This is a genomic window from Streptomyces sp. NPDC033966, assembly GCF_055575955.1.
In genome coordinates, this window is the sequence record NZ_JBVIRQ010000019.1 from 113,111 (window position 1) to 138,023 (window position 24,913).

26 protein-coding genes are annotated in these 24,913 nt (G+C 72.7%); 12 read left to right on the forward strand and 14 right to left on the reverse strand.

Annotated elements, in window-relative coordinates; translation table 11 throughout:
- Positions 1-69: 69 nt before the first annotated feature.
- The 4 genes from ACZ518_RS35475 to ACZ518_RS35490 all read right to left on the reverse strand — a co-directional run bounded on the left by ACZ518_RS35475 (position 70) and on the right by ACZ518_RS35490 (position 3,825).
- Complete coding sequence (locus ACZ518_RS35475) at positions 70-1,317, reverse strand: FUSC family protein (protein ID WP_469117148.1); 1,248 nt, start codon at positions 1,315-1,317, stop codon at positions 70-72.
- Between the two features lie 135 nt (positions 1,318-1,452).
- A complete protein-coding gene (locus tag ACZ518_RS35480) occupies positions 1,453-1,827 on the reverse strand; it encodes a VOC family protein (protein ID WP_469117149.1) in 375 nt (124 codons plus the stop codon).
- A gap of 13 nt (positions 1,828-1,840) precedes the next feature.
- Positions 1,841-2,857, reverse strand: coding sequence for a DMT family transporter (locus tag ACZ518_RS35485; protein ID WP_469117150.1), 1,017 nt, complete (start codon positions 2,855-2,857; stop codon positions 1,841-1,843).
- 227 nt (positions 2,858-3,084) lie between these two features.
- Positions 3,085-3,825, reverse strand: a complete 741-nt coding sequence (locus ACZ518_RS35490) for an ArsR/SmtB family transcription factor (protein ID WP_469117151.1) — start codon at positions 3,823-3,825, stop codon at positions 3,085-3,087.
- Between the two features lie 259 nt (positions 3,826-4,084).
- Here ACZ518_RS35490 and ACZ518_RS35495 point away from each other — a divergent pair, with 259 nt between their 5' ends.
- The 3 genes from ACZ518_RS35495 to ACZ518_RS35505 all read left to right on the forward strand — a co-directional run bounded on the left by ACZ518_RS35495 (position 4,085) and on the right by ACZ518_RS35505 (position 7,131).
- Positions 4,085-4,897 carry a M15 family metallopeptidase gene (locus tag ACZ518_RS35495; protein WP_469117152.1) on the forward strand — a complete coding sequence of 271 codons (813 nt, stop codon included), beginning with the start codon at positions 4,085-4,087 and terminating at the stop codon, positions 4,895-4,897.
- A 142-nt stretch (positions 4,898-5,039) separates the two neighbouring features.
- Positions 5,040-5,891: a caspase family protein gene (locus ACZ518_RS35500; RefSeq protein WP_469117153.1), complete on the forward strand. Its 852-nt coding sequence runs from the start codon at positions 5,040-5,042 to the stop codon at positions 5,889-5,891.
- 148 nt (positions 5,892-6,039) lie between these two features.
- Positions 6,040-7,131 (forward strand): CinY protein, encoded by a 1,092-nt coding sequence (locus ACZ518_RS35505; protein WP_469117154.1) that lies wholly within the window; start codon positions 6,040-6,042, stop codon positions 7,129-7,131.
- A gap of 87 nt (positions 7,132-7,218) precedes the next feature.
- On the opposite strand, the gene ACZ518_RS35510 is transcribed toward ACZ518_RS35505, so the two are convergent.
- Entirely contained in the window at positions 7,219-7,881 is a 663-nt protein-coding gene (locus tag ACZ518_RS35510; protein ID WP_469117155.1) for a deoxynucleoside kinase, read from the reverse strand.
- Between the two features lie 369 nt (positions 7,882-8,250).
- On the opposite strand from ACZ518_RS35510, the gene ACZ518_RS35515 reads away from it, so the two are divergent.
- Positions 8,251-8,727 (forward strand): DedA family protein, encoded by a 477-nt coding sequence (locus ACZ518_RS35515; RefSeq protein ID WP_469117156.1) that lies wholly within the window; start codon positions 8,251-8,253, stop codon positions 8,725-8,727.
- A 4-nt stretch (positions 8,728-8,731) separates the two neighbouring features.
- Here the strand turns inward: ACZ518_RS35515 and ACZ518_RS35520 are convergent, their stop codons facing one another.
- Positions 8,732-10,264 (reverse strand): FAD-dependent monooxygenase, encoded by a 1,533-nt coding sequence (locus tag ACZ518_RS35520; protein ID WP_469117157.1) that lies wholly within the window; start codon positions 10,262-10,264, stop codon positions 8,732-8,734.
- An 87-nt stretch (positions 10,265-10,351) separates the two neighbouring features.
- Between ACZ518_RS35520 and ACZ518_RS35525 the strand changes: the two genes are divergently transcribed.
- On the forward strand, positions 10,352-10,987 hold the full coding sequence (locus tag ACZ518_RS35525) for a TetR/AcrR family transcriptional regulator (protein WP_469117158.1): 636 nt from the start codon (positions 10,352-10,354) through the stop codon (positions 10,985-10,987).
- A 13-nt stretch (positions 10,988-11,000) separates the two neighbouring features.
- Here ACZ518_RS35525 and ACZ518_RS35530 read toward each other — a convergent pair whose 3' ends face one another.
- Positions 11,001-11,861, reverse strand: a complete 861-nt coding sequence (locus ACZ518_RS35530; protein ID WP_469117159.1) for an NAD(P)H-binding protein — start codon at positions 11,859-11,861, stop codon at positions 11,001-11,003.
- Complete coding sequence (locus ACZ518_RS35535) at positions 11,858-12,289, reverse strand: nuclear transport factor 2 family protein (RefSeq protein WP_469117185.1); 432 nt, start codon at positions 12,287-12,289, stop codon at positions 11,858-11,860. The genes ACZ518_RS35530 and ACZ518_RS35535 overlap by 4 nt, the downstream gene beginning before the upstream one ends.
- A 91-nt stretch (positions 12,290-12,380) precedes the next feature.
- On the opposite strand from ACZ518_RS35535, the gene ACZ518_RS35540 reads away from it, so the two are divergent.
- Positions 12,381-12,971: a TetR/AcrR family transcriptional regulator gene (locus ACZ518_RS35540; RefSeq protein WP_469117160.1), complete on the forward strand. Its 591-nt coding sequence runs from the start codon at positions 12,381-12,383 to the stop codon at positions 12,969-12,971.
- 19 nt (positions 12,972-12,990) lie between these two features.
- On the opposite strand, the gene ACZ518_RS35545 is transcribed toward ACZ518_RS35540, so the two are convergent.
- From ACZ518_RS35545 to ACZ518_RS35565, 5 genes are all read right to left on the reverse strand, one after another.
- Positions 12,991-14,736, reverse strand: a complete 1,746-nt coding sequence (locus tag ACZ518_RS35545; protein ID WP_469117161.1) for a methyltransferase — start codon at positions 14,734-14,736, stop codon at positions 12,991-12,993.
- Positions 14,737-14,835: 99 nt separating this feature from the next.
- The gene (locus ACZ518_RS35550) at positions 14,836-16,002 is read right to left on the reverse strand and encodes a 4-hydroxybenzoate 3-monooxygenase (RefSeq protein ID WP_469117162.1); all 1,167 of its coding nucleotides are present in this window, start codon (positions 16,000-16,002) and stop codon (positions 14,836-14,838) included.
- A gap of 289 nt (positions 16,003-16,291) precedes the next feature.
- Complete coding sequence (locus ACZ518_RS35555; RefSeq protein WP_469117163.1) at positions 16,292-16,984, reverse strand: esterase/lipase family protein; 693 nt, start codon at positions 16,982-16,984, stop codon at positions 16,292-16,294.
- A 106-nt stretch (positions 16,985-17,090) separates the two neighbouring features.
- The gene (locus ACZ518_RS35560) at positions 17,091-17,588 is read right to left on the reverse strand and encodes a hypothetical protein (RefSeq protein ID WP_469117164.1); all 498 of its coding nucleotides are present in this window, start codon (positions 17,586-17,588) and stop codon (positions 17,091-17,093) included.
- Positions 17,585-18,322: an AAA family ATPase gene (locus ACZ518_RS35565; protein WP_469117165.1), complete on the reverse strand. Its 738-nt coding sequence runs from the start codon at positions 18,320-18,322 to the stop codon at positions 17,585-17,587. Before ACZ518_RS35565 ends, ACZ518_RS35560 begins: the two co-directional genes overlap by 4 nt.
- Before the next feature lie 209 nt (positions 18,323-18,531).
- On the opposite strand from ACZ518_RS35565, the gene ACZ518_RS35570 reads away from it, so the two are divergent.
- The 4 genes from ACZ518_RS35570 (at position 18,532) to rocD (ending at position 21,977) form a co-directional block, all read left to right on the forward strand.
- Positions 18,532-19,095 (forward strand): hypothetical protein, encoded by a 564-nt coding sequence (locus ACZ518_RS35570; RefSeq protein ID WP_469117166.1) that lies wholly within the window; start codon positions 18,532-18,534, stop codon positions 19,093-19,095.
- Positions 19,096-19,200: 105 nt separating this feature from the next.
- Positions 19,201-19,728, forward strand: a complete 528-nt coding sequence (locus ACZ518_RS35575) for an Lrp/AsnC family transcriptional regulator (protein WP_469117167.1) — start codon at positions 19,201-19,203, stop codon at positions 19,726-19,728.
- Between the two features lie 186 nt (positions 19,729-19,914).
- Positions 19,915-20,718, forward strand: a complete 804-nt coding sequence (gene ddaH / locus ACZ518_RS35580; protein ID WP_469117168.1) for a dimethylargininase — start codon at positions 19,915-19,917, stop codon at positions 20,716-20,718.
- On the forward strand, positions 20,715-21,977 hold the full coding sequence (gene rocD, locus ACZ518_RS35585; RefSeq protein ID WP_469117169.1) for an ornithine--oxo-acid transaminase: 1,263 nt from the start codon (positions 20,715-20,717) through the stop codon (positions 21,975-21,977). Before ddaH ends, rocD begins: the two co-directional genes overlap by 4 nt.
- A 168-nt stretch (positions 21,978-22,145) precedes the next feature.
- On the opposite strand, the gene ACZ518_RS35590 is transcribed toward rocD, so the two are convergent.
- Positions 22,146-23,129, reverse strand: a complete 984-nt coding sequence (locus ACZ518_RS35590; RefSeq protein ID WP_469117170.1) for a TIGR03557 family F420-dependent LLM class oxidoreductase — start codon at positions 23,127-23,129, stop codon at positions 22,146-22,148.
- Between the two features lie 246 nt (positions 23,130-23,375).
- Between ACZ518_RS35590 and ACZ518_RS35595 the strand changes: the two genes are divergently transcribed.
- Both ACZ518_RS35595 and ppnP read left to right on the forward strand, forming a co-directional pair.
- Positions 23,376-24,422: an NAD-dependent epimerase/dehydratase family protein gene (locus tag ACZ518_RS35595; RefSeq protein WP_469117171.1), complete on the forward strand. Its 1,047-nt coding sequence runs from the start codon at positions 23,376-23,378 to the stop codon at positions 24,420-24,422.
- Between the two features lie 114 nt (positions 24,423-24,536).
- Positions 24,537-24,818 carry a pyrimidine/purine nucleoside phosphorylase gene (gene ppnP, locus ACZ518_RS35600; RefSeq protein WP_469117172.1) on the forward strand — a complete coding sequence of 94 codons (282 nt, stop codon included), beginning with the start codon at positions 24,537-24,539 and terminating at the stop codon, positions 24,816-24,818.
- The last annotated feature ends 95 nt before the right edge of the window (positions 24,819-24,913 follow it).

Sequence of the window (24,913 nt, forward strand, 5' to 3'; positions counted from 1 at the left end):
TTCACCCGGCGGCAGTGGCTCCGCCCGGCAGGCGCTCGCTGACCCCCGTACGACGCGGCAGCTCCCCGATCAGCACCGGCCGGATTCCTGGTGCCGGCCGGCGCGGCGCAGCAAGCGGTGGACACGGGCGCCGCGTTCGTGGCGCAGGCGGGAGTGGCGGTCCAGTTCCTCCATGAGCCGCTGCGACCGCTTGTCCACGTCGAGTTCGTCCAGTACGCGGTCCACGTCGGCGAGCAGGGCGCCGTGCAGCTGCCACTGCCGCGGCGAGGTGCGCAGCTGCTCCAGCAGCAGGTGCGCCAGCCGGTCCCGGGCCTCCCTCGCCATTCCCAGCTCCCGGGTGAGGCGCTCCTCCTGTTCCTCGGCGTTGGTGGTGACCTGGGCGGTGATCAGCCGGGAGAAGCTGTGGACGGCGAGTGCCATGTGGCCGAACAGGTCCTGCATGGCCCGGGTCACTTCGGGGGTGAACAGCGGCTCGTCCGTACGGGCCTTCGCCAGGTCGGTGAGGGCCCGGGCCGAGACGCGCAGTACGACTGCGCAGATCTCCAGGGTGTCGAGGCCGGTGCGCAGGACCAGCCGGAACATCAGCCCCTCCCGTACGCGCGGGTTCATCCGGAGGCTGTCCTCCGCCTGGCGCAGGGCGGCGTCCACCCCGGCGATGTCGTTGTCCAGCCGGCGCGCCTCGTGCAGCCGGGTGGCCGCCTCGGCGACGGTGGTGCGCCCGGTCAGCTCGTCCGCCATGCCGGTCATCAGAGAGGCCATGCGGGCGGCGAGGTCGTCGATGGCCCGGCCGGCGGGCTCGACCCAGACGGGCGGGGCGAACAGCAGGTTGAAGGCGAGGCCGACCACCGCGCCGATCAGGGTCTCCAGCACCCTGTCCCAGGCGGTGTCCGCCACCCGGGTGACGCCGAGGACGAGCATCGCGCTGATCGCCACCTCCGGGACGAACTCGTCGACCCTGACCAGGTGTCCCACCACCAGCGAGGCCAGGATGACCAGCCCGAGGCTCCACCAGGTCAGACCGACGAGCGCGCTGAAGCCGATCGCGATCAGCACGCCGGCCACGACGGAGTTCACGCGGCGCACGCCGGTGGTGAGCGTGGAGTACAGGGTCACCTGGACGACGAGCAGTGCGGTGAGCGGGGCGGTCAGCGGGGCGGGCTCGTCGCTGAGCCGGAGTGCGATGACGTACGACACCACGGCGGCCCCGGTGGACCGCACGCTCTGCACCACGACCGGGTCACGGCGTCTGGCCAGCAGTCGGCGCAGGAGGTGACGGGAGGAAGGGACGGGACGGAAGAGGCGTGCGAGGTCGGGCATACCTCAGCCTGTTCCCCGTCACCCGCCGCGATCACGCCCGCCCGTCGCGGATGGTCCTCTGATCCGGCCCCATGCCCCGCGCCCCGTGTCCCCCGTCCCGTGCCCCGCGCCGCCGGACGGGGGCACCGGCCGGGCTCAGTGGAGGCAGAGGCAGAAGGGGTGGCCGGCCGGGTCGGCGTAGACGCGCCAGTTGGCCTCCGGGCGGAGCTGGTCCGTCCGCTCCAGTACGGTCGCGCCGAGGGCCAGCGCCCGCTCCTCCTCCCCTTCGAGGTCGTCCACGTCGAAGTCCAGGTGGAGCTGCTGGGGGTACCGTTGGCCGGGCCATCGGGGCGGCTGGTAGCCGTCCACCCGCTGGCAGGCCAGCGGTGTTCCCTCGAAGCCGTGCACCTCGACCCAGTCGGGGTCCTCGGGATCCGTGACCACGCGGCCGCCGAGCAGGTCCGCGTAGAACTCCGCGAGCCGTACCGGATCGGCACAGTCCAGTGCGACCGCCTGCAGCTTCCGAATCACTTCCGGCACCCTCTCAACTCGGCCGCCTTCGCGACGCTCCTGTACCGGAGGGTTCGTACCCGCCGCGCGGGTGGGCATGCGCGTCGGTCCGCGGGTCGTCCGCCGGTGCGGCCGGTGCCTGCCGGGTGCCCGGGCGGTAGCGGGAGACGGCCACCCCGGCCAGGCACAGCAGGCCGCCGAGGAGGGTGAGCCAGGCCGGTACCTCGCCGAGGAGGATCCAGCTCAGCAGGACGACGATGGCCGGCACCGCGTAGGTCGTCGCGCCGAGCTTCCCGGCCGGCATCCGCGCGAGGGCGTACGTCCAGGTGGTGAAGGCGAGGGCGGTGGGGACCACGCCCAGGTAGACCATGTTGAGGGTCGCGGAGAGCGGGGCCCGCGGCAGCTCGGCCACCAGCTGCCCGCTGAACGGCAGGCAGGCCACGGTTCCGGTGAGGCAGCTGTACGTGGTGATCTGCAGCGGCGTCCCGTACGAGAGCGCGGGCTTCTGCGCGACGACACCCGTCGCGTACGCCACCGCCGCGAGCAGGCACAGCACCACCCCGAGGACCGAGGTCGAGCCGTCGCCGCCGGACGACATCGACAGGCCGACGACCACCGCTCCGACGAAGGAGACCGCCATGCCGGTCACGAGCCTCGGCGGCAGGGCCTCGCCCAGCAGGCGGGCGGCCAGGAGCGCCATCAGGATCGGCCCGGTGTTCACGAGGAGGGACGCGGTGCCCGCGTCGACGAGGCGTTCGCCCCAGTTCAGCGCGACCGTGTAGCCGGCGAACCAGACGAGGCCGGACAGCAGGATGCCGCGGCGGGCGCCGCGCGGGGGCAGGCCCTCGCGGCGGAGGAGGAGCAGCGCCACGAGCACCAGCGAGGCGGCGAGGAGCCTTCCGAGGGCGAGTGCCCCCGGCGAGTAGGCGGCTCCGGCGCTGCGGATGGAAACGAAGGCGGACGCCCAGGCGAACACCGTGCAGCAGACGGCGCCGAGGGTGAGGAGGTGCGGCGGCAGGACACGCGAGTGGTCACGCGGGTGGATCTTCATGGTCCCCGACCCTACACCGAACACTTCGGTGAGTGCCGAAGTATTTTTACGTCGCATTCCGGATGCCCAGTGCTGTGGGCGGGAAGGTTTGCCGGGTCGCGGTGTCCGGTGCGGTGCATCGCAAGGCGGAGGGCCGCGGCTCGTACTGGACGTGCGTGCGCGGTCCGACAACGCGGCGAGGTGCCGTGCCGGGCGCCGCGACCCGGTGGACCTTTCCGGGCGCTGCACTAGCTCCAGGCCGCCGGGGTGAGCCCCAGCAGCTCGCCCAGGGCCTCCTCTCCCGCCCCCGTCACCAGCAGGCCCCGGCCGCCGCCCTCCGGGCGCACCACCCAGCCCTCACCCAGGGCCCGCGCGCACAGCCTGGCCCCGACCAGGCCGCCCAGGTGGCGGCGGCGCTCGGTCCAGTCCAGGCAGGAGCTCACCAGCGGCCTGCGCCCCGCGCCCGCCACGTCGACGCCCGCCCCTCGGCACCAGTCGAGACCGGCCTCGGTCAGCGCGAAGACCGCGTCGGTGCGCAGCAGGCCCCGGCCCTCCATCGCGTCCGTCACCGCCATCCCGAGCCGGCCCGCGAAGTGGTCGTAGCAGGTGCGGGCCCGGGCCAGCGGGTCGGGCGCGGCGACCACCGGAACAGTGTGCGCCGCGTCCCGGCCGGGGACGGCGTAGGAGGCCAGCGCGTCCACCAGGCGGGCCGTGGCGGCGTCGGCGATGCGTACGTAGCTATGCCGCCCCCGCCGCTCCGTCACGCAGATCCCCGCGTCGAGGAGCCGGTTCAGGTGCCCGCTGACGGTGGACGGGGCGACCCCGGCGGTCCGGGCCAGCTCGCCAGCGGTCCAGGCGCGCCCCTCGAGCAGCGTCATGCAGATGGCGGCCCGGGTCTCGTCGGCCAGGGCGGCGGCGAGGGCCGCGAGCCGTGCGGCGGGAGCGCGAGAGTCGCCCGGGCCGGAGGGGGGTACGTCGTCGTGATTCATGGCTCCAGGGTGCCCCATCACTTCGGCATATGGCGAATGGTTGGGTCCCGGAGGCCGGATTCCGTCCGCGTGGGCCTTCCGGTCAGCGGCGGCTCGGTGTCGACGGTCACGGTCCGCGTCCCGTGCGGTGGTATCCGCCATTCCGGGGCGTTCCGCTGAACAGACCGGAGAGCCGGGGCATATCTGCCGCGGGAGTGGGCGAGTACACGGGGGACCGAATGTCCCGGACAGACCCGCTCAGGCTCAGGGAGAGAACTCGATGACGATGTCGACGACGGCGCGGATCGCCGTGACGGTGGGCGTGACGACCGCGTTCGCGGCGGGCTCGACCCTCAGCGCCGCCGCCCGGACGCCGGAACCCAGGGCTCCCGGGGAGTTCGTCGCGCTGAGCTCCGTCGACCCCACGATCATCCAGGAAATGCGCTACGTGTCGGCCCACAACTTCATCGGCGAGCCGATCGACGGCTACCGGCAGCCGGTCTGCATCCTGACGCGGCCGGCGGCCGAAGCCCTGCACCGGGCTCAGACGCGCCTCCTGCCGCAGGGGTACTCGCTCAAGGTGTACGACTGCTACCGGCCCCAGCGGGCCGTCGACCACTTCGTGCGGTGGGCCAAGGACCTGGGCGACGAGCGGAGGAAGGCGGAGTTCTATCCGCAGGTCGACAAGTCACGCCTGTTCGAGGACGGCTACATCGCCGAGAAGTCCGGGCACAGCCGCGGCAGCACCATGGACCTCACGCTCGTCCCGCTTCCGGCGGTCCCGGCGCCCCCGCCGAGGCCGGGGCAGGAGTCCGTGCCCTGCTACGCGCCGCAAGCGGAGCGGTACCCCGACAACTCCGTGGACATGGGCACCGGCTTCGACTGCTTCGACACCCTGTCGCACACCGACGACCCGCGCGTCCAGGGAGCACAGCGTGCGAACCGCCGGCTGCTGAAGACGGCGCTGGCCGCCGAGGGGTTCGTCAACCTGCCCGAGGAGTGGTGGCACTTCACGCACAAGCCCGAGCTGTTCCCGGACACCTACTTCGACTTCCCCGTCGCCCGCCGGTCGGTGTCCGGGCACCGCCCCTGACGGACGAGTGCCGCGTCAGCCGGTCGGGGACGGGATCGCCCCTTCGTGTGGCACCTGCGCGTCGCCATGGTAACGGTCGGTCACTTTCCGTAACGTCGAGCGGGGCTCGGGTATCGCCCCCACGAATCACGGAGGAACGGCCATGCCCACAGGACTGTCCATCCACATCGGCATCAACGAGATCGACGAGATCGCTTACGGGACCAAGGGCGAGCTGAAGAACCCCGAGAACGACGCCCTCACCATGCGGGAGGTCGCCAAGGCCAACGGGTTCGACACCCTCGCGACGCTGCTCACCAGGGAAGCCACCAGCGACAAGGTCACCTCCGCCCTGAAGACGGCCGCCGCACAGCTCACCGCGGGGGACCTCCTGCTCCTCACCTACGCCGGCCACGGATCCCAGGTCCCCGACAAGAACGGCGACGAACCCGACCGCCGCGACGAGACGTGGGTGCTCTACGACCGGCAGTTCATCGACGACGAGCTGTACGCCCACCTCGCCGCCTTCGCCGAGGACGTACGCATCCTCCTGCTCTCCGACAGCTGTCACAGTGGCACCGTCTCGCGGGACGTCTCGCACTTCCTCGACGACGCCGAGCTCGTGCGCGCCTTCGACACCAGCGACCCGTCCGCGGTCCGCGCCCGCATCCGCGCCCTGCCGCAGGACGCCCAGTTCCGCAATTACCAGCGTGATAAGGAGCTGTACGACGAGATCCAGCGTTCCGTACCCCCGCTGGACCTCCAGGACATCCGGGCCGATGTCCTGCTGATCTCCGGCTGCCAGGACAACCAGACCTCCAGCGATGGTGTGGGGCCCAACGGCCTGTTCACCGAAGTCCTGCTCAAGACGTGGAAGAACGGGGCGTTCCGGGGGAACTACTCGACCCTCCACCGCCAGGTGGTCGAGAACATGCCCTTCTACCAGACGCCCAACATGCTGCAGACGGGCAAGCGCACCCAGGCGTTCGCCTCCCAGACGCCGTTCGCCATCTGACCGTCTGCTCGTCCGGCCGGGCTGTCCGGCGGACGGTCCGGCGGGGGGCCACCCTCCTCCGTTCCCCGTAACTACCCAGTGGTAGTTATATCTTGACCGGCTCGTACGCCCGAGGGGGGCGCACGGGTCTCAACAAGGGGAACACATCATGACGATGACACACCGTCGGAGCAGGCCAGTGCTCTCGACGCTTTCTGCCGGGATCGCGACCACCGCCCTCCTCCTGGGGCTCGCCGGCTCGGCCGAAGCCGCTCCGCTTCCGGGCGCGCCGAAGGGCGGCCCGGCGGCGGTGAAGCCCGTACGTGAGATACCGCCGATCCAGAACTTCGGGACCATCGACGGCTTCGGCCAGAACGCCGAGCACGAACGGATCACCCGTGCGGCCCTCGCCTGCGCACCCGGCACCGCTCCCGGCGCGGCCGGTGCGTGCTTCCAGCCGGCCTCCATCCGCCAGCTGGCGGGGGCGAACGGAACGATGGGGGCCATCGGAGCGCCGGACATGGACCAGGTGCTCACCGAGGCCGCGCACTGCGACGGCGCCGACTACCTGAACGCGGCCGGCTACCCCCGGACCAGGGCGCAGGCCACCTCGGCTCTGCTGGCCTGCGTCGCGCACCTCAAGGGCGAGTTCAACCGCGGGGTGGAGAAGGCGGACGTCCTCGTGAACGCCGCGGGCACCGTCAGTGCGTCCGACACCGACCTCTCCTCCGACTGCACCTTCGTGCTGGGCGTCCAGGGTCGCGGCAAGTGCAACGCCATCGAGGGCTTCGGCCGGGCGCTGCACGGCACCGAGGACTTCTACTCGCACAGCAACTGGGCGGACCAGGCGGACAGCAGGTCCGCCATCGGCGTCAACAACCCGCCGGGCCTGGCCCGTACCGGTCCCGCGCCCTTCCTCCGGCTGGCCGCCGCGGCGCCTTCGGCCTCCGACATCCCCGGCGACCTCACGACGGGCTGCTTCAGCCTCAACCCGTGGGGCTGCGGCAAGCGCATCACCCACAGCGTCCTGAACAAGGACAACGGAACCATCGACGCCGCCACGGGGAAGGCCACCTCCCCCACCACCTCCAGGGGGCAGGTCGCCGGGAACTTCAACGCCGCCGTCCAAGCGGCCATCGCGGACACCCGTGCCCAGTGGGACGGCTTCCGCGGCTCCCTCATCGCCCGCTACGGCACCGTCCGCGGACAGCGCATGGCATGCGCGATGACCCAGGACGACCCGGCCCGCGACTGCCGCTAGTGATCGCGTCGCGGAAGGGGCCCTGCTCCCCTTCCGCGGCGGTCGGCGCGGCCGGGACCTCCGCCCGGGCACCCGCGTGGGACTGTTTCAGCCCCTGGCCCGGGCCGCGGCCACGGCTTCCCTGACCGTCCGCGCCACACGGGCCGCGTCGTCGGGGTTGTTCACCACGTCCGTGTGGTTCATGTCGACGACGAGCACCTCGCTGGCCGAGTAGTGCTTGTACACCCAGTCGTCGTAGCCGGACCACAGCGTCCGGTAGTACTCGACGAGGCTGTCGTCCTGCTCGAAATCGCGGCCCCGCAGCCCGATACGGTACAGCACCGTCTCGAAGTCCGCCTTGAGGTAGACCATGAGGTCCGGCGCCTTGCGGTACGGCAGGCCGTCGATCTCGCGCATCATCTCGTCGAGCAGTCCCTCGTACACCTGCATCTCGAGGGAGCTGATCCGGCCCAGATCGTGGTTGACCTTGGCGAAGTACCAGTCCTCGTAGATGGACCGGTCCAGGACGTTGTCACCCTGCTTGTAGGCCGCCTTGATGGCGGCGAACCGCGTCTGCAGGAAGTAGAGCTGGAGGAGGAAGGGGTAACGCTTCGCCTGGATCTCCTCCGGGCTCGCCGTGTAGAAGAGCGGAAGGATCGGATTGTCGTCCACGCTCTCGTAGAAGACCTCGCTGCCCAGCTCCTTGGCGATCAGTTCGGCCACACTCGTCTTGCCGATTCCGATCATGCCTCCGACGCAGATCACCGACATACCTCACTTCTCCCTGGGGGTCTTCTGTTTCGCGGGTGGGAGGAGCGCACCCGATGCCCCCACGACCTTCATGATCAGCGCCACAGGGCTCTGGGCCCGGGCCGAGAACCCGAACCGACCGCTGTGTGGTTGCCGCATGCGACGAGCCATCGCCCCGCGGCCGCCTTGAAGCATAAATGACGATTCACGCCCCGCCGGACAGAGCGCCAGACCGCCCCTATGCCCCACACGTGCGTCCGGTTAGGCTTACCTTGCCTGCGTGCGAGCGTGCAGGTGGCGACCCTAGGAACGGAACGGGCAGAGGCAGGGTGCAGGTGGGAAACAGGGGACCGGGTTCGTGCGCGTCGCGCGCCCCCGGGAAGGGGTGTCGTGGATAAGATCATCGTCGCGGCCGGAGCCCTGTACGTCATCGTCCTGCTGCGCGCCGGAGGAACGTTCGCCGTCGGGTGGCTCGCCGGCGCCGGTGCCCGCCGCAGCAGGTTCGCCGGGCGGATCTCCTCGGCGAGGTTCCAGCGCGCCGAGCGGGCGATCCAGCGGTGGGGCGCCCCCGTGGTGGCCGTCTCCTTCCTGACCGTCGGCTTCCAGACCGCCGCCAACTTCCTCGCGGGCAGCATGCGGATGCCGTTGCCGCGCTACCTCCTCGCCCTGTTCGTGGGCGGAGCGGCCTGGGCGCTGATCTACGCGACCGCTGGGCTCGGTGTGCTGGAAGTGCTGGGAAGGCTCTTCGCCCAGCGGACGGCCCTCGGGGTGTCCGCCGTCGCCGTCCTCGTCCTCGCGGTGTGCGGGGTGGTGGTGTACCGCAGAAGGAGGGCGGCACCGGCCTCCGGCGTACGCGTCGAACCGTAAGACCTCATCCGGACTCCCCCGCCCTCCCGTCGGCTATGAGGTCAGCCGGGCCGAACCAGCGGGTGAGGGTCTCGGTGAGTCCGGCGCCCCCGGCCCAGCAGACGTATCCGTCCGGGCGGACGAGGAGGGCCTCGGCGCCGGTCGAACCGGATTCCGCCCGGGCGCGCACGTGGGTGATCCGGTCGTCCCAGGGGGCCGCGGCATCGAGGGGCGCGTCGGTGAGGTTGAGCAGGACGCCGCGTCCGGTCCGTGTCAGGTCGCTGAAGCGGACCCGTTCGCCGTCGCCGCGGTCGAGGTCGACGTCGGGCATCCGCCGGCCCAGCAGCGGGTGGGCGGCGGCGTCGGGGGACGGGAGGCAGAGGTCGAGCCCGGCCATCACACCGGCCATGTACCGGTTGGCGTCGGGCAGGCGGAGCAGGTCGGTGACCACGTCGCGCAGCTCGGCCAGCCCGCCGTCACGCTGCGGCCCCATGATCACCCCCTGGGCCCGGGTGAGGGCGAGCACCCGGGCGGCTACGGGGTGCCGCTCGGTCTGATAGGTGTCCAGGAGCTCCTCGCCCACCTCGCCGCGCAGGACGGCGGCGAGCTTCCAGCCGAGGTTGAACGCGTCCTGGACGCCCAGGTTGAGCCCCTGGCCTCCGGCCGGGGAGTGGATGTGGGCGGAGTCGCCGGCGAAGAACACGCGGCCGTGGCGGTAGTGCTCCAACTGCCTGCTGGCGTCACTGAACCGGGAGGCGTAGCGGATCTCGGCCACGTCGAGCGTCCCGCCGTGGGTGGCGTGCAGCACCTCGCGGACCTCCTCGGGTGTCACGGGAGCGTCGCGCTCGGCCGACATGGTCCGCGGCCCGCTGAAGACGAGCTTGTGGAGCCCGTTCGCCAAGGGCGTGATCATGGCGAAGTGGCCCTGGGGCGACGTGTGGATCCGCGAGCTGATGTGCCCGGCGGTGCTGTCGTCGACGTCGCCGGTGAGCAGCAGGTCGGCCGTGGCCATGCGGGCGGTTGCCGCCCGGCCGGGGAAGGCGGCTCCAATGATCTTGCGCACGGTGCTGTGGGCGCCGTCGCACGCCACGAGGTAGCGGCCCCGCAGCGAGCGGTCGCCGTCCGGTGCGGTCACGGTGATCGTGACTCCGTCGGCGTCCTGGTGGAGGCCGGTCAGCCGGTGCTCCCTGAGCACCTGGCCGCCGAGCTCGGTGAGCCGGTCCTCGAGCACCGCCTCGAGCTGGTCCTGCGGGAGCAGGACGGGGTGCGGATAGCGGGTGTCCCACGCCGCGTAGTCGAGCGGGACGGGCAGTCCGGCGAAATGGCCGCCGACGAGCCGGTAGTCGATCGACCGCCCGAGGGCGTCGTCCAGCAGACCGCGCAGCGCGAGCATCTCGGCCGTCCGGGGCTGGATCGCGCCGGCGCGGGACTGGAGGTTGCGGCCCGGCAGCCGGTCCAGCACGACCGCGGGCACGCCGGCGAGGGCGAGCTCGGCGGCGAGCGTGAGCCCGGCGCCGCCGGCGCCCACGACGATGACGTCAGTGACCTGCGTGTTCATGGAGCCTCCCAGGAAGATTCCTTCACCTGGTCGATAACTATACCAGGTGCAACTTTCCCCTCGGTACCCCATTGCTATCGTGGGCGCATGGCTGAGCAACTTGGACTCCGGGAACGCAAGAAGCAGCGCACGCGGCAGACGATCTTCGAAGAGGCGCTGCGGCTGTTCCTGACCCGCGGCTTCGACGACGTCTCGATCGCGGAGATCGCCGAGGCGGCCGAGGTCTCCAAGCGCACGCTGTTCACCTACTTCCCGACCAAGGAAGACCTGGTCCTGCACGTGTTCGCCGACCACGAGGACGAATCGGCCCGTGTGGTCCGCGCCCGGCCGGCCGGTACGAGCCCGCTGGCCGCCCTGCACGCGCACGAGCTCGACGCCCTGGCCCGGCGGGACCCGAACACCGGGCTCGCCTCCGACCCCGACGCCGTGGCCTTCGCCCGGCTGCTGAGCACGACGGCGAGCCTGAGCGAGCGGCTCATGCGGTACGCGGGGCGCAGCATCGCGGCCCTCACCGAGGCGCTGGAGGAGGCGGGCGCCGACGAGCTGACCGCACGGCTCGCCGCGGTGCAGATCGTCACCGTCCTGCGCACCCTCGCCGCCCGCAACAGCGAGCAGGTGCAGGCGGGCCGCCCGGCCGACGACGTCTACCCCGAGGCCGTGGCCGCCGCCGACCGGGCCTTCCGGCTCCTCGGCGCGGGCCTGGCCGACGCCCTTCCCGCCTGAACACCCACCCCGCTCACCGCGTCAGCTCCCGTTGCAGGACGGAGCGGAAGTCGCGCGCGGGGCGCCCGGTGAGGCGGTGGACGGAGTCGGTGACGCGGTCTTCGGCGCCCGCCGCGACGGCCCGGTCCATGTCGGCGAGCAGCGCGGCGAACTCCGCGGGCATCAGCTCGGCGAGCCGGTCGCGCAGCTCCTCGTGGGACAGCGACCGGTGGATCACGGGGTTTCCGGTGACCTCGGTGACGATCGCGGCGACGTCGTCGTAGCCGAGGGTCTCGGGCCCGGTGAGCACGAGGTCGGTGTTGGGGGCGCGTACGCCGGTCAGGGCACGGGCGGCCACTGCCGCGATGTCCTCGGCGTCGACGAAGCCGACCCGGCCGGTCCCGGTGGCGGTGCGGATGACGCCTTCGCCGCGGATGCTCCGCGCGTGCGGATGGCCGCCGGTGAAGTTCTGCATGAACCAGGACGGCCGCAGCACCGCCCACTCGTCGAAGACGCCCGGCAGCGCGGCGTGCACCCGGCCCACCGCCGGGCCGCCCTCCGGAACGGAGGAGGCGCTCAGCAGCACCGCGCGCCGGACGCCGGCGGCCCGGGCCCGGTACAGGAAGGGAAGGACGGCAGCGGCCGGGTCGGGATCGCCCACGGGCGGGACCACGTAGACGCGGTCCACGCCGGCGAGGGCGGCGGCGTGGGTGCCGGGGTCGTACCAGTCGAAGGCGACCGCCTCGGCGCCCGGCACCGGGGTGGCCTTGCGGCCGGCCGCCCGGACCGCGTGGCCGGCGGCCGTCAGTCGTGCGCAGGTGCGGCTGCCGGTGGTCCCGGTGGCGCCGATGACCAGTGTGGTGCCGGTCGCGGGGGCGGCGTTCGCGGTGCTCATCGGCTGCTCCCGGTGGAGTCGGCACCGGAGGCGGGGAGGGCGAGGGGGTTCCAGTAGTCGCGGTAGGAGGTGAACCGGCCGTCCTCGACGGTGACGACGGCTATGTACGTCATGTCGAAGGGGCGGTCGCCTTCCACCAGCCGGCCGACCCCGCGCATCTCGGCCACTACGGTCCGCGGATCGGTGGTCTCGTGGATCCGCAGGTCGGCTTCGGGGAAGTCGTGCAGGTCGATCCGGTCGGGGTAGGGGCGCATGTAGTCGGCGATGGCCGCTCGGCCGTCCAGCCGGCTGGGCAGGCCCGGGGGCGCGAAGGGGAACTCCATCACCCCGTCCTCGGCCCACAGGCGGACCCAGCCGTCGACGTCCTTGTCGAGCAGGAGCCTCAGGCCGTGGCGGTACAGGGCCGCCGGAGGGGGCGGTGCGGGCAGGGACATGGGTATCCTCCAGTCAGAAAATACGGACCATCGGTCCGCTTCAACGATACGGACCCAGGGTCCGTTTTTCAATCGGAGGTATCCGGTGACCCCGCCGCCCGAGCCCGAACGCCGGACCCGCAAGGACGCCGCCCGCAACCGGCAGGCCGTACTGGAGGCCGCCGACGCCCTCTTCGCCGGCTCCGAGAGCCCCGAGGAGCTCACGATGGCCGATATCGCGGCGGCGGCCGGCGTCGGCAAGGGCACCCTCTTCCGGGCCTTCGGCGACCGGGCCGGGCTCCTCCACGCGCTGTACGAAGCACGCCTCGAACCGGTCCGCGCGGCCGTGGCGGCGGGCCCGCCGCCCCTCGGGCCCGCCGCTCCCCCGCGGGAACGCGTGCCCGCCCTGCTCGACGCCGTCCTGTGCTTCAAGCTCGACAACCGCCTCCTGGCGCTCGCCCTGGAGGAGACCGGGAGCAGCAGCCCGTACCAGGCCGGGCACTACGAGGAGTGGCACGGCCTGCTCCGGTCCGTGCTGGAGCAGATCCCCGGCCTGGCCGACCCGGGTTTCACCGCCCACGCCCTGCTCGCCGCCACCCGGGCAGACCTCGTCGAGCGCCTGGCCGGCCGCGACGGCGTACCGCGCGAGCGGCTGCGGGCCCAGCTGGCGGCGTACGCGAACAGGGTCGTGGCCTAGATCGGCGTGGCTCCCCCGGTCAGGGTCGTGGCGGGGTCTTGCGGGCGTGCAGGACGTGCGCGTCGAGGGGCAGGGGTGTGTGGCCCTGGAGGTGGAGGCCGGCGTCCGCCAGGAGGCGGGCGTAGTGGGCGGCGCCGCGTTCGCGGCCCCCGACGTTGCAGAGCATGTGCAGGTCCCAGGCGGTGGCCAGCGAGGGAGACCCGTCCGCGGGCAGGAGCCGTTCGACGATGAGCAGGTCGGCGTGGGCGGGCATCGCGCGGGCGCAGTGGCGGAGGATCTCCCGGCAGCGGTCGTCGTCCCAGTCGTGCAGGACGCGGGAGAGGAGGTAGACGTCCCCTCCGGACGGTACGTCGGCGAAGTCGCCCACGCGGTAGGCGCAGCGCGCGCCGCAGCCCGCGGTGTCGAGGTGGCGGCGGGCCGCCTCGACGGCGTGCGGGCGTTCGAGGAGGACGCCGCGCAGGCCCGGGTGGGCGGTGAGGATCTGGCCGAGCAGCTCTCCGTTGCCGCCCGCGACGTCGACGACGGTGGCGGACGCGGACGCCCGGGCGGCGGCGCTGACGACCGGGTGGCCGGGGAGCGGGCGGAACATCCGTGCGCTCGCGGCCATGGAGCGGTCGAAGAGGCCGGCGAGTTCGGGGTCGCGGGCGAAGTGGTCGAAGTGGTTCTCGCCGAAGAGGTGGTCGAAGGCCGGCAGCCCGGTCCTCACGGCGTGGTCGAGGCCCCCGAAGGAGCCGTAGAACGGGCCGCCGTACATCAGGGCCAGGGGGCGCATCGACGCGGGCTCGTCCGTGCGGAGCAGGGCTCCGAGCTCGGTGAGGCGGAATCCTTCCTCCTCGCCCGGAGCCGGGTCGTGGGTGACGGCGCCCAGCATCGCGAGGTACCGCAGGAGGGTGTCGAGGCCGCGGGGGTGGGTGCCGGTCAGGCGGGCGAGGTCCTCGGTGCGGGACGCGGTGCGCGTGTCCATGGCATCGGGCAGGCGCAGCCGGGCGAAGGAGGCGAGGGCCTGGGTGGTCCACGCACCGGTGAGCAGGTGAAGGAGCGTTTCGGCGGGCTGCCGCTCGCCGTGGTGGCCGAGGTGGCCGGCGAGGGCGCCGCGGTGGTCGCCGTGCGCGTACAGCTCCAGTCGCCGGTAGCCGCAGGCCGCGTCGGCGGGGGTGGTGAAGTACAGCACCGTCCCGTTCTCGTGCGGGTTGTAGCCGCCTCCGTCGGGGCGTGCTCCGTGACGGGCGAGGGTCGCGCACAGCCCGCGCAGCACCAGCGGGTCGGGGCGCTCGATCTCGAACGCGAGGTGCGCCTCGTGCCGGCGGGTCCGTTCGTAGGCGGCGATGGGCTCCAGGGCGGAGTGCGGGGGCACGGTCAGGGCGAACACCTCGACCGCACGGGGCTCTCCGGTGACTCCGGGCACCTGGGGGCGCAGGATCCGGACATCGAGCTCGGCCGGGTCGCGCCGGTGGCGCCGGGCGAGGCGCTCGCGGACGACCACGCTGGGGTGGGAAGGGGTGTCCGCCGCCAGCCCGCAGGCTTCGAGCTGGGCCCGCAGGCTCTGCGCGTCAGGCGGGAAGAGCAGCATCCCCGCGTGGGCGAAGCGGCAGCGCTGGGCCAGCGTCCGCAGGTCCGGTCCGTCGAGGCCGGGCAGGAGGAGGGGCAGCAGGGTGGTGCTGTCGTGCTCGCGGACGAACGCGGCGGCGGCGCGCAGGCGCGCCGTGTCGTCCGGGAGCATCGTTTCGCCGGGCAGCATCGTTTCGCCGGCGAGCGTCGTCGTCATCGTGGGAATGTCCTCGGGCCGGTACTGATCAGGGCAGGGCAGGGCAGAGCTGGGCGGGGAGAAGCCGGGTGGGGAGAGGTGCCGGGGGGCGCAGCGGGGTCAGACGCCGACGTAGTTCTCGGCGAACCAGTCCTGGTGGACGCGCGAGGTGCGCAGCGAAGCGATCAGGGAGCGTCGCCGGGCGGCCTGGAAGAACGATCCGGCGTCGGGGTCGCCCTCGGGTGCCGCGTGCAGCAGGCGGGTCATCCAGCCGGTGAACTCCTGCGCCCTCCAGATGTGCGCCAGGCAGCGGTCCGAGTACCCGTCGAGTCCGCCGGTGTCGCCGCGGGTGAGGGCGGCGATGAGCGCCTCGGCCAGGATCTCGGCCTCCAGGACCGCCAGGTTGGCGCCCTTCGCGGCGGCCGGGGCCAGTGCGCTCGCCGCGTCCCCCGCCAGGAACAGCGGGCCGTGGCGCAGCGGTTCGACCACGTCGCAGGTCAGGTCGAAGAGCCCGCGCTCCAGGAGGGCGCCGCGGCAGAGCGGTCCGTACTCCGGGGCGCGCATCCGGATGTCGAGCTCGTCCCAGATCCGCTGCTCGGGCCAGGCGTCGGCGGCGACGCCGCGCCGCCACTGGAGGTAGTAGCGGGTCACCTGCGAGGTGCGGGCCATGTGTCCGGCGAAGCCGCGGTCGTGGATCGCGTAGCCGACGGCGTCGAGGCTCGGCGGGGCCTGGGCGAGCAGGCCGAGCCAGGTGACGCCGTGGTCGTGGTGGTGGACGGTGTCCGGTGGCAGTGAGCGGCGGGCGGCCCCGTGGCGCCCGTCGCACCCGGCGACGTAGCGCGCCGTCCAGCGGACGGCACGGCCCTCGGGCCCACGCGCCGTGACGGAGGGCCTGGTGCCGTCGGTGTCGTGGACCGTGAGCGCCTCGGTCTGGAAGTGGATGCGGCCGCCGCGGGCCAGGTAGTGCCGCAGGAGGTCCGTGACGAGGTTCTGCTGCGGGTAGACGTGGTGTGGCCCGCCCTGGCCGAGGGTCCCGTAGTCGAGGCGGAACCGCCCCTCGTGGGTGCGGAACTCACAGGTGCCGTGCGGGCGGCCGTACTGGTGCAGGCCGTCGGCGAGGCCGTGACCGTCCAGGATCCGCACGGTGTTCGGGGCGAGGAACCCGGCGCGGGCGCGGGTCCGGACGCGGGAGGAGGAAGCGCGTTCCAGGACGACGCAGTCGATCCCGGCGGCGAGCAGAAGGTTTCCGAGGACGAGCCCGGCCGGACCTGCACCGAGGACGATCACGTCGGCTGAGGCGCGTAAAGCGCGGTATGTCTGGCTGTCCGTCATAGCGGGTGAAGCATAAGCACGCGATCTTCCGCGAACCTACGCGAGCCATCCCTTAGCGGGAATAGAGTGACAATCGCCCTTAAGGTGCGCGGGCCGTGCTGACGGGCCGGAAGCGGCTCCGGGAAACCCCTGTCGGTGGTGCGCGCCGGGCGTGCGGTGGCGGGCGCACGCGCTCGCGTACGCCCCGGGCGAGCGCGTGCGCCCTCTCTTCGGGCCTGCGGTGGGGTGCGTTCGGGCGCCCGGCTCAGCCCGCCCGTCCGGCTCGGCCGATGTGGTCCCTCACCTCTTGGTAGACCCCGGCGTCGTCGGTGAAGGCCGTGTGGTGCAGGCAAGGGGTCTGCGTGTTCACCGCACCGCTGAGGGGCACGGTGCCGTCAGGCTTGATGATCATGTCGCAGGAGGACCACCAGGTGGCGTAACGGACGGGTCCCGGCGTTTCGTCGCCCGCGTTCAGCGCGTCGAGGAACACGGAACCCGGACGCATCTCGACGCACGAGGGACCTCCGCACCAACGGGCGGTGTCCGTACCGTGGTTCGGGCCGGCGAGGGACACCCAGGCGTCCACCTTCGCGTCGCCGCCGAGTTCCTTGAGGTAGTGGCGGGACGACAGCGAGCCCATGGAGTGGGTGACCAGGTCCGCCTTGGCGGCTCCGGTCGAGGCGAGGACGCGGTCTACGGCGGAGGCGAGCTGCGCGGCGGTGGTGGCGTTGGACTGTGACGTCGGGTAGGTCCACTGGTACAGGCGGTCGGCCGGATAGCCGTCCGACCGGAATCGGGCGGCCATGATGTTCCAGGCCGTACCGTCGCTGTTCCAGCCGTGTACGAAGACCACCGGATCGGGCGGGGAAGGGGCCGCGGGGACGGCCGCGGCCGGAACGGCACAGGCGGCCATTGCCATCAGGACGGCGGGGAGGGAGCGCAACATCGGCGTGTTCACGGCCCGTTTGTAACGGCCCTGCCCGACCCGCCCCGGTCCCGGGCCGGGGACGCTCACCCGTCCGGGCGCCGCCGTTCACCCCAGAAACGTTTCAGCAGAGAGGTGTTCAGTCGTCGGCGAGCTGCAGGGCCAGGGCGTAGTGCTCACCGTCCGTCCCGGCGAGCAGGCTGTCGAACAGCGGGGTGAGGCCGTTCACCGCGCCGCAGGCGGCGTCGTGGTTGGTCCACCAGCTGCCCTCAGGTCCGAGCAGGGACACCACCCGGGCCGCCGCGCGCTCCGCGGTGTCCGCGGGCAGGTGCCGGTGGGACGGCCACACCAGGTCGACGGCGGCGAGCCGGGCCAGGAATCCGGCGGCCTCGTGCGGCTCCAGCGGCTCCAGGGCGGCACAGAGCCGCGGGACGGGCTCGGGGGCGTACCCGGGGAGGTAGCGCTGCCAGGCCTCGTCGGCCGCCGCCTCGGCCAGCAGCACGCGGATCCTGGCCGCCAGCTCCGGCAGGTCGGGTTCCGGCTCGGTGAACCGCCCGGCTGCCACGAACACCCGCGCCGGCGTGGCGAGCTCCGCCATCCGCGCTTCCAACTCCGCGAGGATCCCGGTGGACTTCATGACGGGACCCTGCCGGACGAGGGGGCCGGCTCAACGCGTCCGGGACGGTCGTCGAAGTCCACCGAGGTGGCGCCGCGGTCCCGTTGGCGGCGGTCGAGCAGGACCATGGATCTGATGCCCCGGCCGGGGGGCAGGCCGTCCCGAGCGGTGCGCGCCAGGAGCGCCGCGAGTCCCCGCCGGTGGATTCCGAAGACCCGGGGCGAGGCCAGCCGCTGTCGGGCGCGCTGGCCGGACAGTGCTTCCCGGGGGCCTACGTCGAGCACGACCATGTGCAGGGGGCGCCGGCCTCGGTGGGCCGTGTACGCGAGCCATCGGCGCATCCACGGTCTGGTGCCGCAGTCGTGTATGAGCAGGGGGTGGCCGAGGCGCATCTGGGAGCGCGTCCACCGCATGTGGCTCAGCCTCGCCCATGGCCGGTACACCGCGTAGGGGAGCCAGTCGGGCATCCGCGACTCGTAGGCCGTGCGGGTGGCGCGGGGATCGACGACCGCGGCGGCGGAAGACCAGGCGCGCAGCAGCGTGCTCTTGCCGCTGCCGGGAAGTCCGGCGACGACGACGGCCGCGTTGGGCGGGTAGGACAGCCTGATGTCCCCGTCGGCCCGGCCCCGGAGGTCGACGACCCCCTGAGGGGGTATCCGGCGGCTCATGGGCCCGCTGCCCGGCTGCCGTTCGGCCTCCCCGGGCCGCCCCTGCGCCCGTTCCGTCGGGCCTTCGGTGCTGGTGGGTGTGCTCACAGGTGGTGTGCCGTTCGGAGGGGAGGTCTGGGAAGAACCCGAGGCTACCCGAGTGCCCTGCTCCCTGAGGTCACGTTACGTTCGGGCCGCCACCACGCCGCCACGCCGCCCTGCCGCCCCGCCGGCCTCGGCACTCGCCCGCTCCGACGCCGCCGGCCGGCGGGCCCTGGGACATCTCCGATGAAACCGTCCTCGTCTAGGGTGCGCTCATGGATCACGAAATCCCTGCCGGAGCGGACGCAGGACGGACCGGCGGGCCGGGGACGGCGGGGACAGCGGGGACGGCGGGGGACCCGCGGTTCGCGGCCGCCCGTCTCAAGGAACGCATCTACGCCACGATCACGATCATCTCGGTCGTCATCGGCCTGCGGACCTCCGAGCACGTGGACGCGGCAGGTGCGGCCGCGGCGCTGCTCACCACCGCGGTCGGGCTGTGGCTGGCGGCGATCGTGGCCGACCAGCAGGCCCACCGGGTGGTGCACGGCCGGCTCGCCACCGGCCGCGAGCTGCGCGGGATCCTGTCGGTCAGCAGCCCGCTGCTGCTCTCCGCCGTCGGCCCGCTGGTGCTGGTCGCCTCCGCCGCACTGGGCGTGATGAGCGTCGGCACGGCGCTGCTCGCGGCGGCGGCCGTCAGTGTCACCGGCCTGTTCGTCTGGGGCTGCTACGGCGGCGTACGCATGGGCGGCGGCGTGCTCGCCGCCCTGCTGGCCGGGGCGCTGGACGCCGCGATCGGCCTGGCCGTGGCCCTGGTGAAGGCCTCCGCCGGGCATTGAACGCCGACGGCTCGCCAGGGCCGTTGCGCGTCGGGCCCGGCGATTCCGGCAGAGTGGGCGCGGAAGTCCCCCGTCCGGGGCGGCACGAGGAGAAGATCACCTGCCATGAGCACCAAGTCCACTCCCTTCGACGAACTCGACCGGCGGATCGTCGCGACTCTGATGGAGAACGCCCGGGCGAGTTTCGCGGAGATCGGCACGGCCGTCGGTCTGTCGGCCACCGCCGTGAAGCGGCGGGTGGACCGGCTGCGCAAGGCCGATGTGATCACCGGGTTCAGGGCCACGGTCCGGCCGGCCGCGCTGGGCTGGCGTACCGAGGCGTACATCGAGGTGTACTGCGACAGCGCGGCGCCGCCCCGGCGCCTCGCGGAGGTCGCGCGCAAGTACCCGGAGATCGCGGCGGCGATGACGGTGACCGGTGCGGCCGACGCGCTGCTGCACATCAGGGCGACCGACGTGGAGCACTTCGAGGAGGTGCTGGAGCGGATCCGCAGCGAGCCGTTCATCCGCAAGACGATCAGCTACATGGTGCTGTCGCACCTGCTGCCGGAGAGCCCGGAGGCGGGGGCCAGTGCGTCCGCGCCGGCCGGGGCCGCCGCGCGTGCGGCCGAAGGCGCAGCTATCCTGCTCTGAGGGGGAAATATGCGCAGGATTCCTGCGTCGGCACGCAGCGATTTGTTCTTGTCGCGCTGACCTGCCGCTTTCTACGGTGGGGCCACTCCCCCAGTCGTCACCGCAGGAAGCGGAGGAACCTCTGTGCCCGCAGCACCCGTAGGACACGGGCCGCTCAGCCGTAGCTGGCGCCCGAGGCGCTATGTGATGTGTGAGCCCCGGTATTTCGATGTGCGCTACGCCATCAACCCGTGGATGGACGTCCGCACACCGGTGGACCCGTCGCTGGCCCGTGAGCAGTGGCGGGCCCTGGTCGAGGCGTACCGGGGCCACGGCCACACGGTCGAGACGGTCGCCCCCGTGGAGGGCCTGCCCGACATGGTGTTCGCGGCGAACGCGGCCCTCGTGTCGGGCGGCCGGGTCTTCGGGTCGTCCTTCCACGCGGCCGAGCGCCGGCCCGAGTCCGCCGAGTACGAGGCGTGGTTCAAGGAGGCCGGGTACGAGGTCCACCGCTCCGCGGCGGTCTGCGAGGGCGAGGGGGACCTCGTTCCCGCGGGCCGGTTCGTGCTGGCGGGCACGGGCTTCCGTACCCGGCGGGCCGCCCACCGCGAGGTGCAGGAATTCCTCGGCAGGCCGGTGATCGGGCTCGAACTGGTCGACCCCCGCTTCTACCACCTGGACACGGCGCTCTTCCTCCTCGGGGAGGAGGGCGGCGAAGGCGACGGGACCGGCGGGGAGAACGTCGCGTACTACCCGGCGGCGTTCTCCCCCGGCAGCCGCGAGGTGCTCCGGTGGCTCTACCCGCGCGCGGTGATCGCGACCGAGGAGGACGCCCTGGCCTTCGGCCTCAACTCGGTTTCGGACGGCCGCAACGTCTTCGTCGCCCCGCAGGCCCACGGCCTCGTCGGCCGGCTCGCCGACCGTGGATACGTTCCCGTCCCCGTCGACCTGTCGGAGTTCCGCAAGGCCGGTGGGGGAATCAAGTGCTGCACCCTGGAGATCCGCTCATGACCGGCACCACCACCGCGACCGCCGCCACCGCCGTCCCCGCTTCCCCCCGCGCGACGCGCTCGTCGGCGCAGCTGATCCGCGCCGAGGCACCGGTGCTCGCGCACAACTACCACCCGCTGCCCGTGGTCGTGGCGCGTGCGGAGGGCAGTTGGGTGGAGGACGTCGAGGGCCGCCGCTACCTCGACATGCTGGCCGGCTACTCGGCCCTGAACTTCGGGCACCGCCACCCCGCCCTCGTCGACGCCGCGCACCGCCAGCTCGACCGGGTCACGCTCACCTCGCGCGCCTTCCACAGCGACCGGCTGGCCGACTTCGCCGAGCGCCTCGCCGAGCTGACCGGCCTCGACATGGTGCTGCCGATGAACACCGGTGCCGAGGCCGTGGAGAGCGCCGTCAAGGTGGCCCGCAAGTGGGCGTACGAGGTCAAGGGCGTCGCAGCGGACCGGGCGACGATCGTCGTGGCGGACGGCAACTTCCACGGCCGTACGACGACGATCGTGAGCTTCTCGACCGACGGGACGGCCCGCTCCGGCTTCGGCCCCTTCACCCAGGGCTTCCGCGTCGTGCCCTACAACGACCTGGCCGCACTGGAAGCGGCCGTCGACGAGACGACGGCAGCCGTGCTGATCGAGCCCATCCAGGGCGAGGCCGGCGTCCTCATCCCCGACGACGGCTACCTCACCGGGGTCCGGGAACTGACCCGGCGCACGGGGTGCCTCTTCATCGCCGACGAGATCCAGTCGGGTCTGGGGCGCACGGGCCGCACCCTGGCCGTGGACCACGAATCGGTCGTGCCGGACGTCCTGCTCCTGGGCAAGGCCCTGGGCGGCGGCATCGTCCCGGTCTCCGCCGTCGTCGCCCGCCGCGAGGTGCTCGGCGTCCTGCGGCCCGGCGAGCACGGCTCGACGTTCGGCGGCAACCCCCTGTCGGCGGCCGTCGGTTCCGCGGTCCTGGACCTGCTGGCCACCGGTGAGTACCAGCGGCGCGCCGCCGAGCTGGGAGCCGTGCTCGACCGCGGGCTCGCCGAGATCACCGGTGCGGGCGGCGCCGTCACGGCCTACCGGGCCCGGGGGCTGTGGGCGGGCGTGGACGTCGACCCCGCGCTCGGTACGGGACGGCAGATCAGCGAACGGCTGCTCGCCGAGGGCGTCCTGGTCAAGGACACCCACGGCTCCACGATCCGGCTGGCCCCGCCGCTGACCCTCACGGAGGAGGAACTCCGCACCGCGCTCGCCGCCCTGCGGAAGGTCCTCGCGTAGGGGTGTCCGTCCCGGCGGAACCGCCTTCGACCGTCTCGCGGCCACCCTGTCCGGGACCACCACGTACAACGATCCGTGGTACGTGGGCGAGCTGCTGGGCGACGGCCGCGTGGACGGCATCGTCGCCGGCTACGGAGCCTTCACCGGCGACCGGTGCCTGCGGTGCGGTCACGCCGCCTTCGCCGTCCCGCCCGCCCGTCGGGCCAGGGCGGGTAGCACCGTCGTGCGGTAGGCGTCGAAGAACGCGGTCTGGTCAGGGCCGATCTGGCCGACGTACACCTCCTCGAAGCCGGCGTCGGCGTATCGTTCGACGGCTTCGATGTGCTCGGCCGGATCGGCCCCGCAGGTCGTGGACGCCGCCACCTGGGCCCGGGTGACGAGTTCGGCGGCCTGTTCGAAGTGGGCAGGGGTGGGGAGGATCTGCGCGAGCTCGCCGGGCAGCTGTTCGGTCGGCCACAGGCGGTGGACGGTGTCGACGGCCTCGTCCCGGTTCTCGTGCCAGCACACTTTCAGCCCGCCGATCACGGGCTTGCCCGTCCCGCCGGCCCGGCGGAAGGCGTCGACCAGTTCGCGGTCGGGCCCCATCAGAACGAAGCCGTCGCCGATCTCCGCCGCCAGCTCGGCCGCCTTCGGGCCGAACCCGGACACGTATACCGGTGGCGGCGACTCGGGGCAGGTGTACAGGCGGGCGTTCTCGACGGTGTAGTGCCTGCCCCGGTGGGTGACCCGGTCTCCGGTGAACAGCTCGCGCATGACCTGCACGGCTTCCCGCAGCATGGCCGCGCGTTCGTCGAAGGGCGGCCACGGGTCGCCGTGGACGTGTTCGTTGAGTGCCTCTCCCGAGCCGACCCCGAGGCGGAACCGGCCCTCGGTCAGCACGCTCGAGGTGGCCGCGGCCTGGGCCGTGATGCAGGGGTGCATGCGTACGGTCGGGCAGGTCACCAAGGTGGTGACGGGCAGGTCGACGGTCTGCGACAGGGCTCCGATGAGCGACCACACGAACGGGCTGTTGCCCTGGGCGTCGTTCCAGGGGTGGAAGTGGTCGGAGATCGCCAGCGAGGTGAATCCGGCGGCCTCCGCCTGGCGGGCCTGGTCGAGGAGCTCGGCCGGAGTGAACTCCTCGCTGGCCAGGAAGTATCCGTAGGACGTCATGTCGGGGCGCTCCTCTTCTCGTGTCGTTCGCGTGCCGCTGCCGGGGCTCGGTCCCCTCGGCGTCTGCCCCGTGCCCGGAAGGTCACGCCCGGCCGGTCGGGGGTCGGCGACGAGATCCCGGGCCTTGTCCGTTTTCCCGCCCCGGGCGGGGGAAGGCGCCGGACGTCCGATACATCCGATACCACCCATACATCCGACGGGAGCTGGTGACATGATCCGGATCCACCTCGACGCCGGGTGGGCGTCATGAGGGTCGTCGTGACCGGTGCCACCGGCAACGCCGGCACGAGCGTCGTCCGTGCCCTGGCGTCCGACCCGACGGTCACGTACGTGCTCGGCGTCGCCCGCCGCCGGCCGGGCCTTGAGATCCGCGGCGTGCACTGGGCGGCGGCGGACATCGACCCCGGCGGCGCCGACCTCGCCGGACTGTTCGCCGGCGCGGACGCCGTCGTGCACCTCGCCTGGAAGTTCCAGCCCACGCACGACCCGGTGGAGACCTGGCGCACCAATGTGCTGGGCTCCATCAGGGTCTTCGAGGCCTGTGCCCGGGCCGGGGTCCACACCTTGGTGCACGCCTCCTCGGTAGGCGCGTACTCGCCGGGCCCCGCCGACGGGCGACCGGTCGACGAGTCCTGGCCCACGCACGGCTGGCCCGGCGCCGCCTACACCCGGGAGAAGGCGTACCTGGAGCGGTACCTCGACGGCTACCAGCAGGCCCACCCCGGCATGCGGGTGGTGCGGATGCGGCCGGGCTTCCTGTTCAAGGCGACGTCCGCCTCCGAGCAGCGCCGGATCTTCGCCGGCCCGCTGCTCCCCTGGCGGCTCATCCGCCCCGGCTTCGTTCCCGCACTCCCCGCCGTGACGGGGCTCCGCTTCCAGGCCCTGCACACCGACGACGCCGCGGAGGCGTACCGGGCGGCCGTGGTCCGCCCCGTCCGCGGGCCGTTCAACCTGGTCGCCGATCCGGTCCTGGACACGGCGGCCGTGGCGGGTTTGCTGCGGGCCCGTACGGTGCCGCTGCCCGCCGCCGCGGCGCGTGCCGCCCTGGCCGCGGCCTGGAGGATGCACCTCGCGCCGGCCGCGCCCGGATTGCTGGACGCCGTCCTGCGGCTGCCGCTCCTCGACGCGGGCCGGGCCCGGGACGAACTCGGCTGGGTGCCGGCCCGTACGGCCACCGAGGCGGTCGGGGCCTTTCTCCAGGGTCTCCGAGACGGCGCCGGGCTGGACACGCCGCCTCTCAGGGGTGCGGCCTTCGGCGGCGCCGGCCGGCATGCGCAGGCGACCGGGGCGTGAACGGGCGGCGTCCGGCGCCGGCTCCGGGAGCGCAACCGGTAGCCTTCCCCTCGCCGGTCACCGGGGCGCGACGAGCCGGCCATCCGTTTCCGCTCGTTCCCCAAGAGGACGCACATGTTCAAGGTCAACGAATACTTCGACGGCACGGTCAAGTCGATCGCCTTCAACCAGGAGCAGGGCCCGGCGACCATCGGTGTCATGGCTCCCGGCGAGTACGAGTTCGGTACGGCCGCCCCGGAGGTCATGCACGTCGTCAGCGGCGCCCTGACCGTCAAGCTCCCCCACGCCGCCGAGTGGGAGACCTTCTCCTCCGGCAGCCACTTCAAGGTCCCGGGCGACAGCAAGTTCCAGCTCAAGGTCACGGTCGAGACCGCGTACCTCTGCGAATACCACTAGTCGCCGGACCGCACGCCCGGGTGCCGGGGTCCCTCAGTCCTCGGCCGGCACCGCGAGCGCGTCGTCGATGTACAGGTGCATCGTCGCGTCCTACA

Coding starts and splice junctions, on each gene's coding strand:
- ACZ518_RS35475 (WP_469117148.1), bottom strand. CDS start 1,317: ATGCCCGACCTCGCACGCCTCTTCCGTCCCGTCCCTTCCTCCCGTCAC.
- ACZ518_RS35485 (WP_469117150.1), bottom strand. CDS start 2,857: ATGAAGATCCACCCGCGTGACCACTCGCGTGTCCTGCCGCCGCACCTC.
- ACZ518_RS35490 (WP_469117151.1), bottom strand. CDS start 3,825: ATGAATCACGACGACGTACCCCCCTCCGGCCCGGGCGACTCTCGCGCT.
- ACZ518_RS35495 (WP_469117152.1), top strand. CDS start 4,085: ATGACGATGTCGACGACGGCGCGGATCGCCGTGACGGTGGGCGTGACG.
- ACZ518_RS35500 (WP_469117153.1), top strand. CDS start 5,040: ATGCCCACAGGACTGTCCATCCACATCGGCATCAACGAGATCGACGAG.
- ACZ518_RS35505 (WP_469117154.1), top strand. CDS start 6,040: ATGACGATGACACACCGTCGGAGCAGGCCAGTGCTCTCGACGCTTTCT.
- ACZ518_RS35510 (WP_469117155.1), bottom strand. CDS start 7,881: ATGTCGGTGATCTGCGTCGGAGGCATGATCGGAATCGGCAAGACGAGT.
- ACZ518_RS35520 (WP_469117157.1), bottom strand. CDS start 10,264: ATGAACACGCAGGTCACTGACGTCATCGTCGTGGGCGCCGGCGGCGCC.
- ACZ518_RS35525 (WP_469117158.1), top strand. CDS start 10,352: ATGGCTGAGCAACTTGGACTCCGGGAACGCAAGAAGCAGCGCACGCGG.
- ACZ518_RS35530 (WP_469117159.1), bottom strand. CDS start 11,861: ATGAGCACCGCGAACGCCGCCCCCGCGACCGGCACCACACTGGTCATC.
- ACZ518_RS35545 (WP_469117161.1), bottom strand. CDS start 14,736: ATGACGACGACGCTCGCCGGCGAAACGATGCTGCCCGGCGAAACGATG.
- ACZ518_RS35560 (WP_469117164.1), bottom strand. CDS start 17,588: ATGAAGTCCACCGGGATCCTCGCGGAGTTGGAAGCGCGGATGGCGGAG.
- ACZ518_RS35570 (WP_469117166.1), top strand. CDS start 18,532: ATGGATCACGAAATCCCTGCCGGAGCGGACGCAGGACGGACCGGCGGG.
- ACZ518_RS35575 (WP_469117167.1), top strand. CDS start 19,201: ATGAGCACCAAGTCCACTCCCTTCGACGAACTCGACCGGCGGATCGTC.
- ddaH (WP_469117168.1), top strand. CDS start 19,915: ATGTGTGAGCCCCGGTATTTCGATGTGCGCTACGCCATCAACCCGTGG.
- rocD (WP_469117169.1), top strand. CDS start 20,715: ATGACCGGCACCACCACCGCGACCGCCGCCACCGCCGTCCCCGCTTCC.
- ACZ518_RS35590 (WP_469117170.1), bottom strand. CDS start 23,129: ATGACGTCCTACGGATACTTCCTGGCCAGCGAGGAGTTCACTCCGGCC.
- ACZ518_RS35595 (WP_469117171.1), top strand. CDS start 23,376: ATGAGGGTCGTCGTGACCGGTGCCACCGGCAACGCCGGCACGAGCGTC.
- ppnP (WP_469117172.1), top strand. CDS start 24,537: ATGTTCAAGGTCAACGAATACTTCGACGGCACGGTCAAGTCGATCGCC.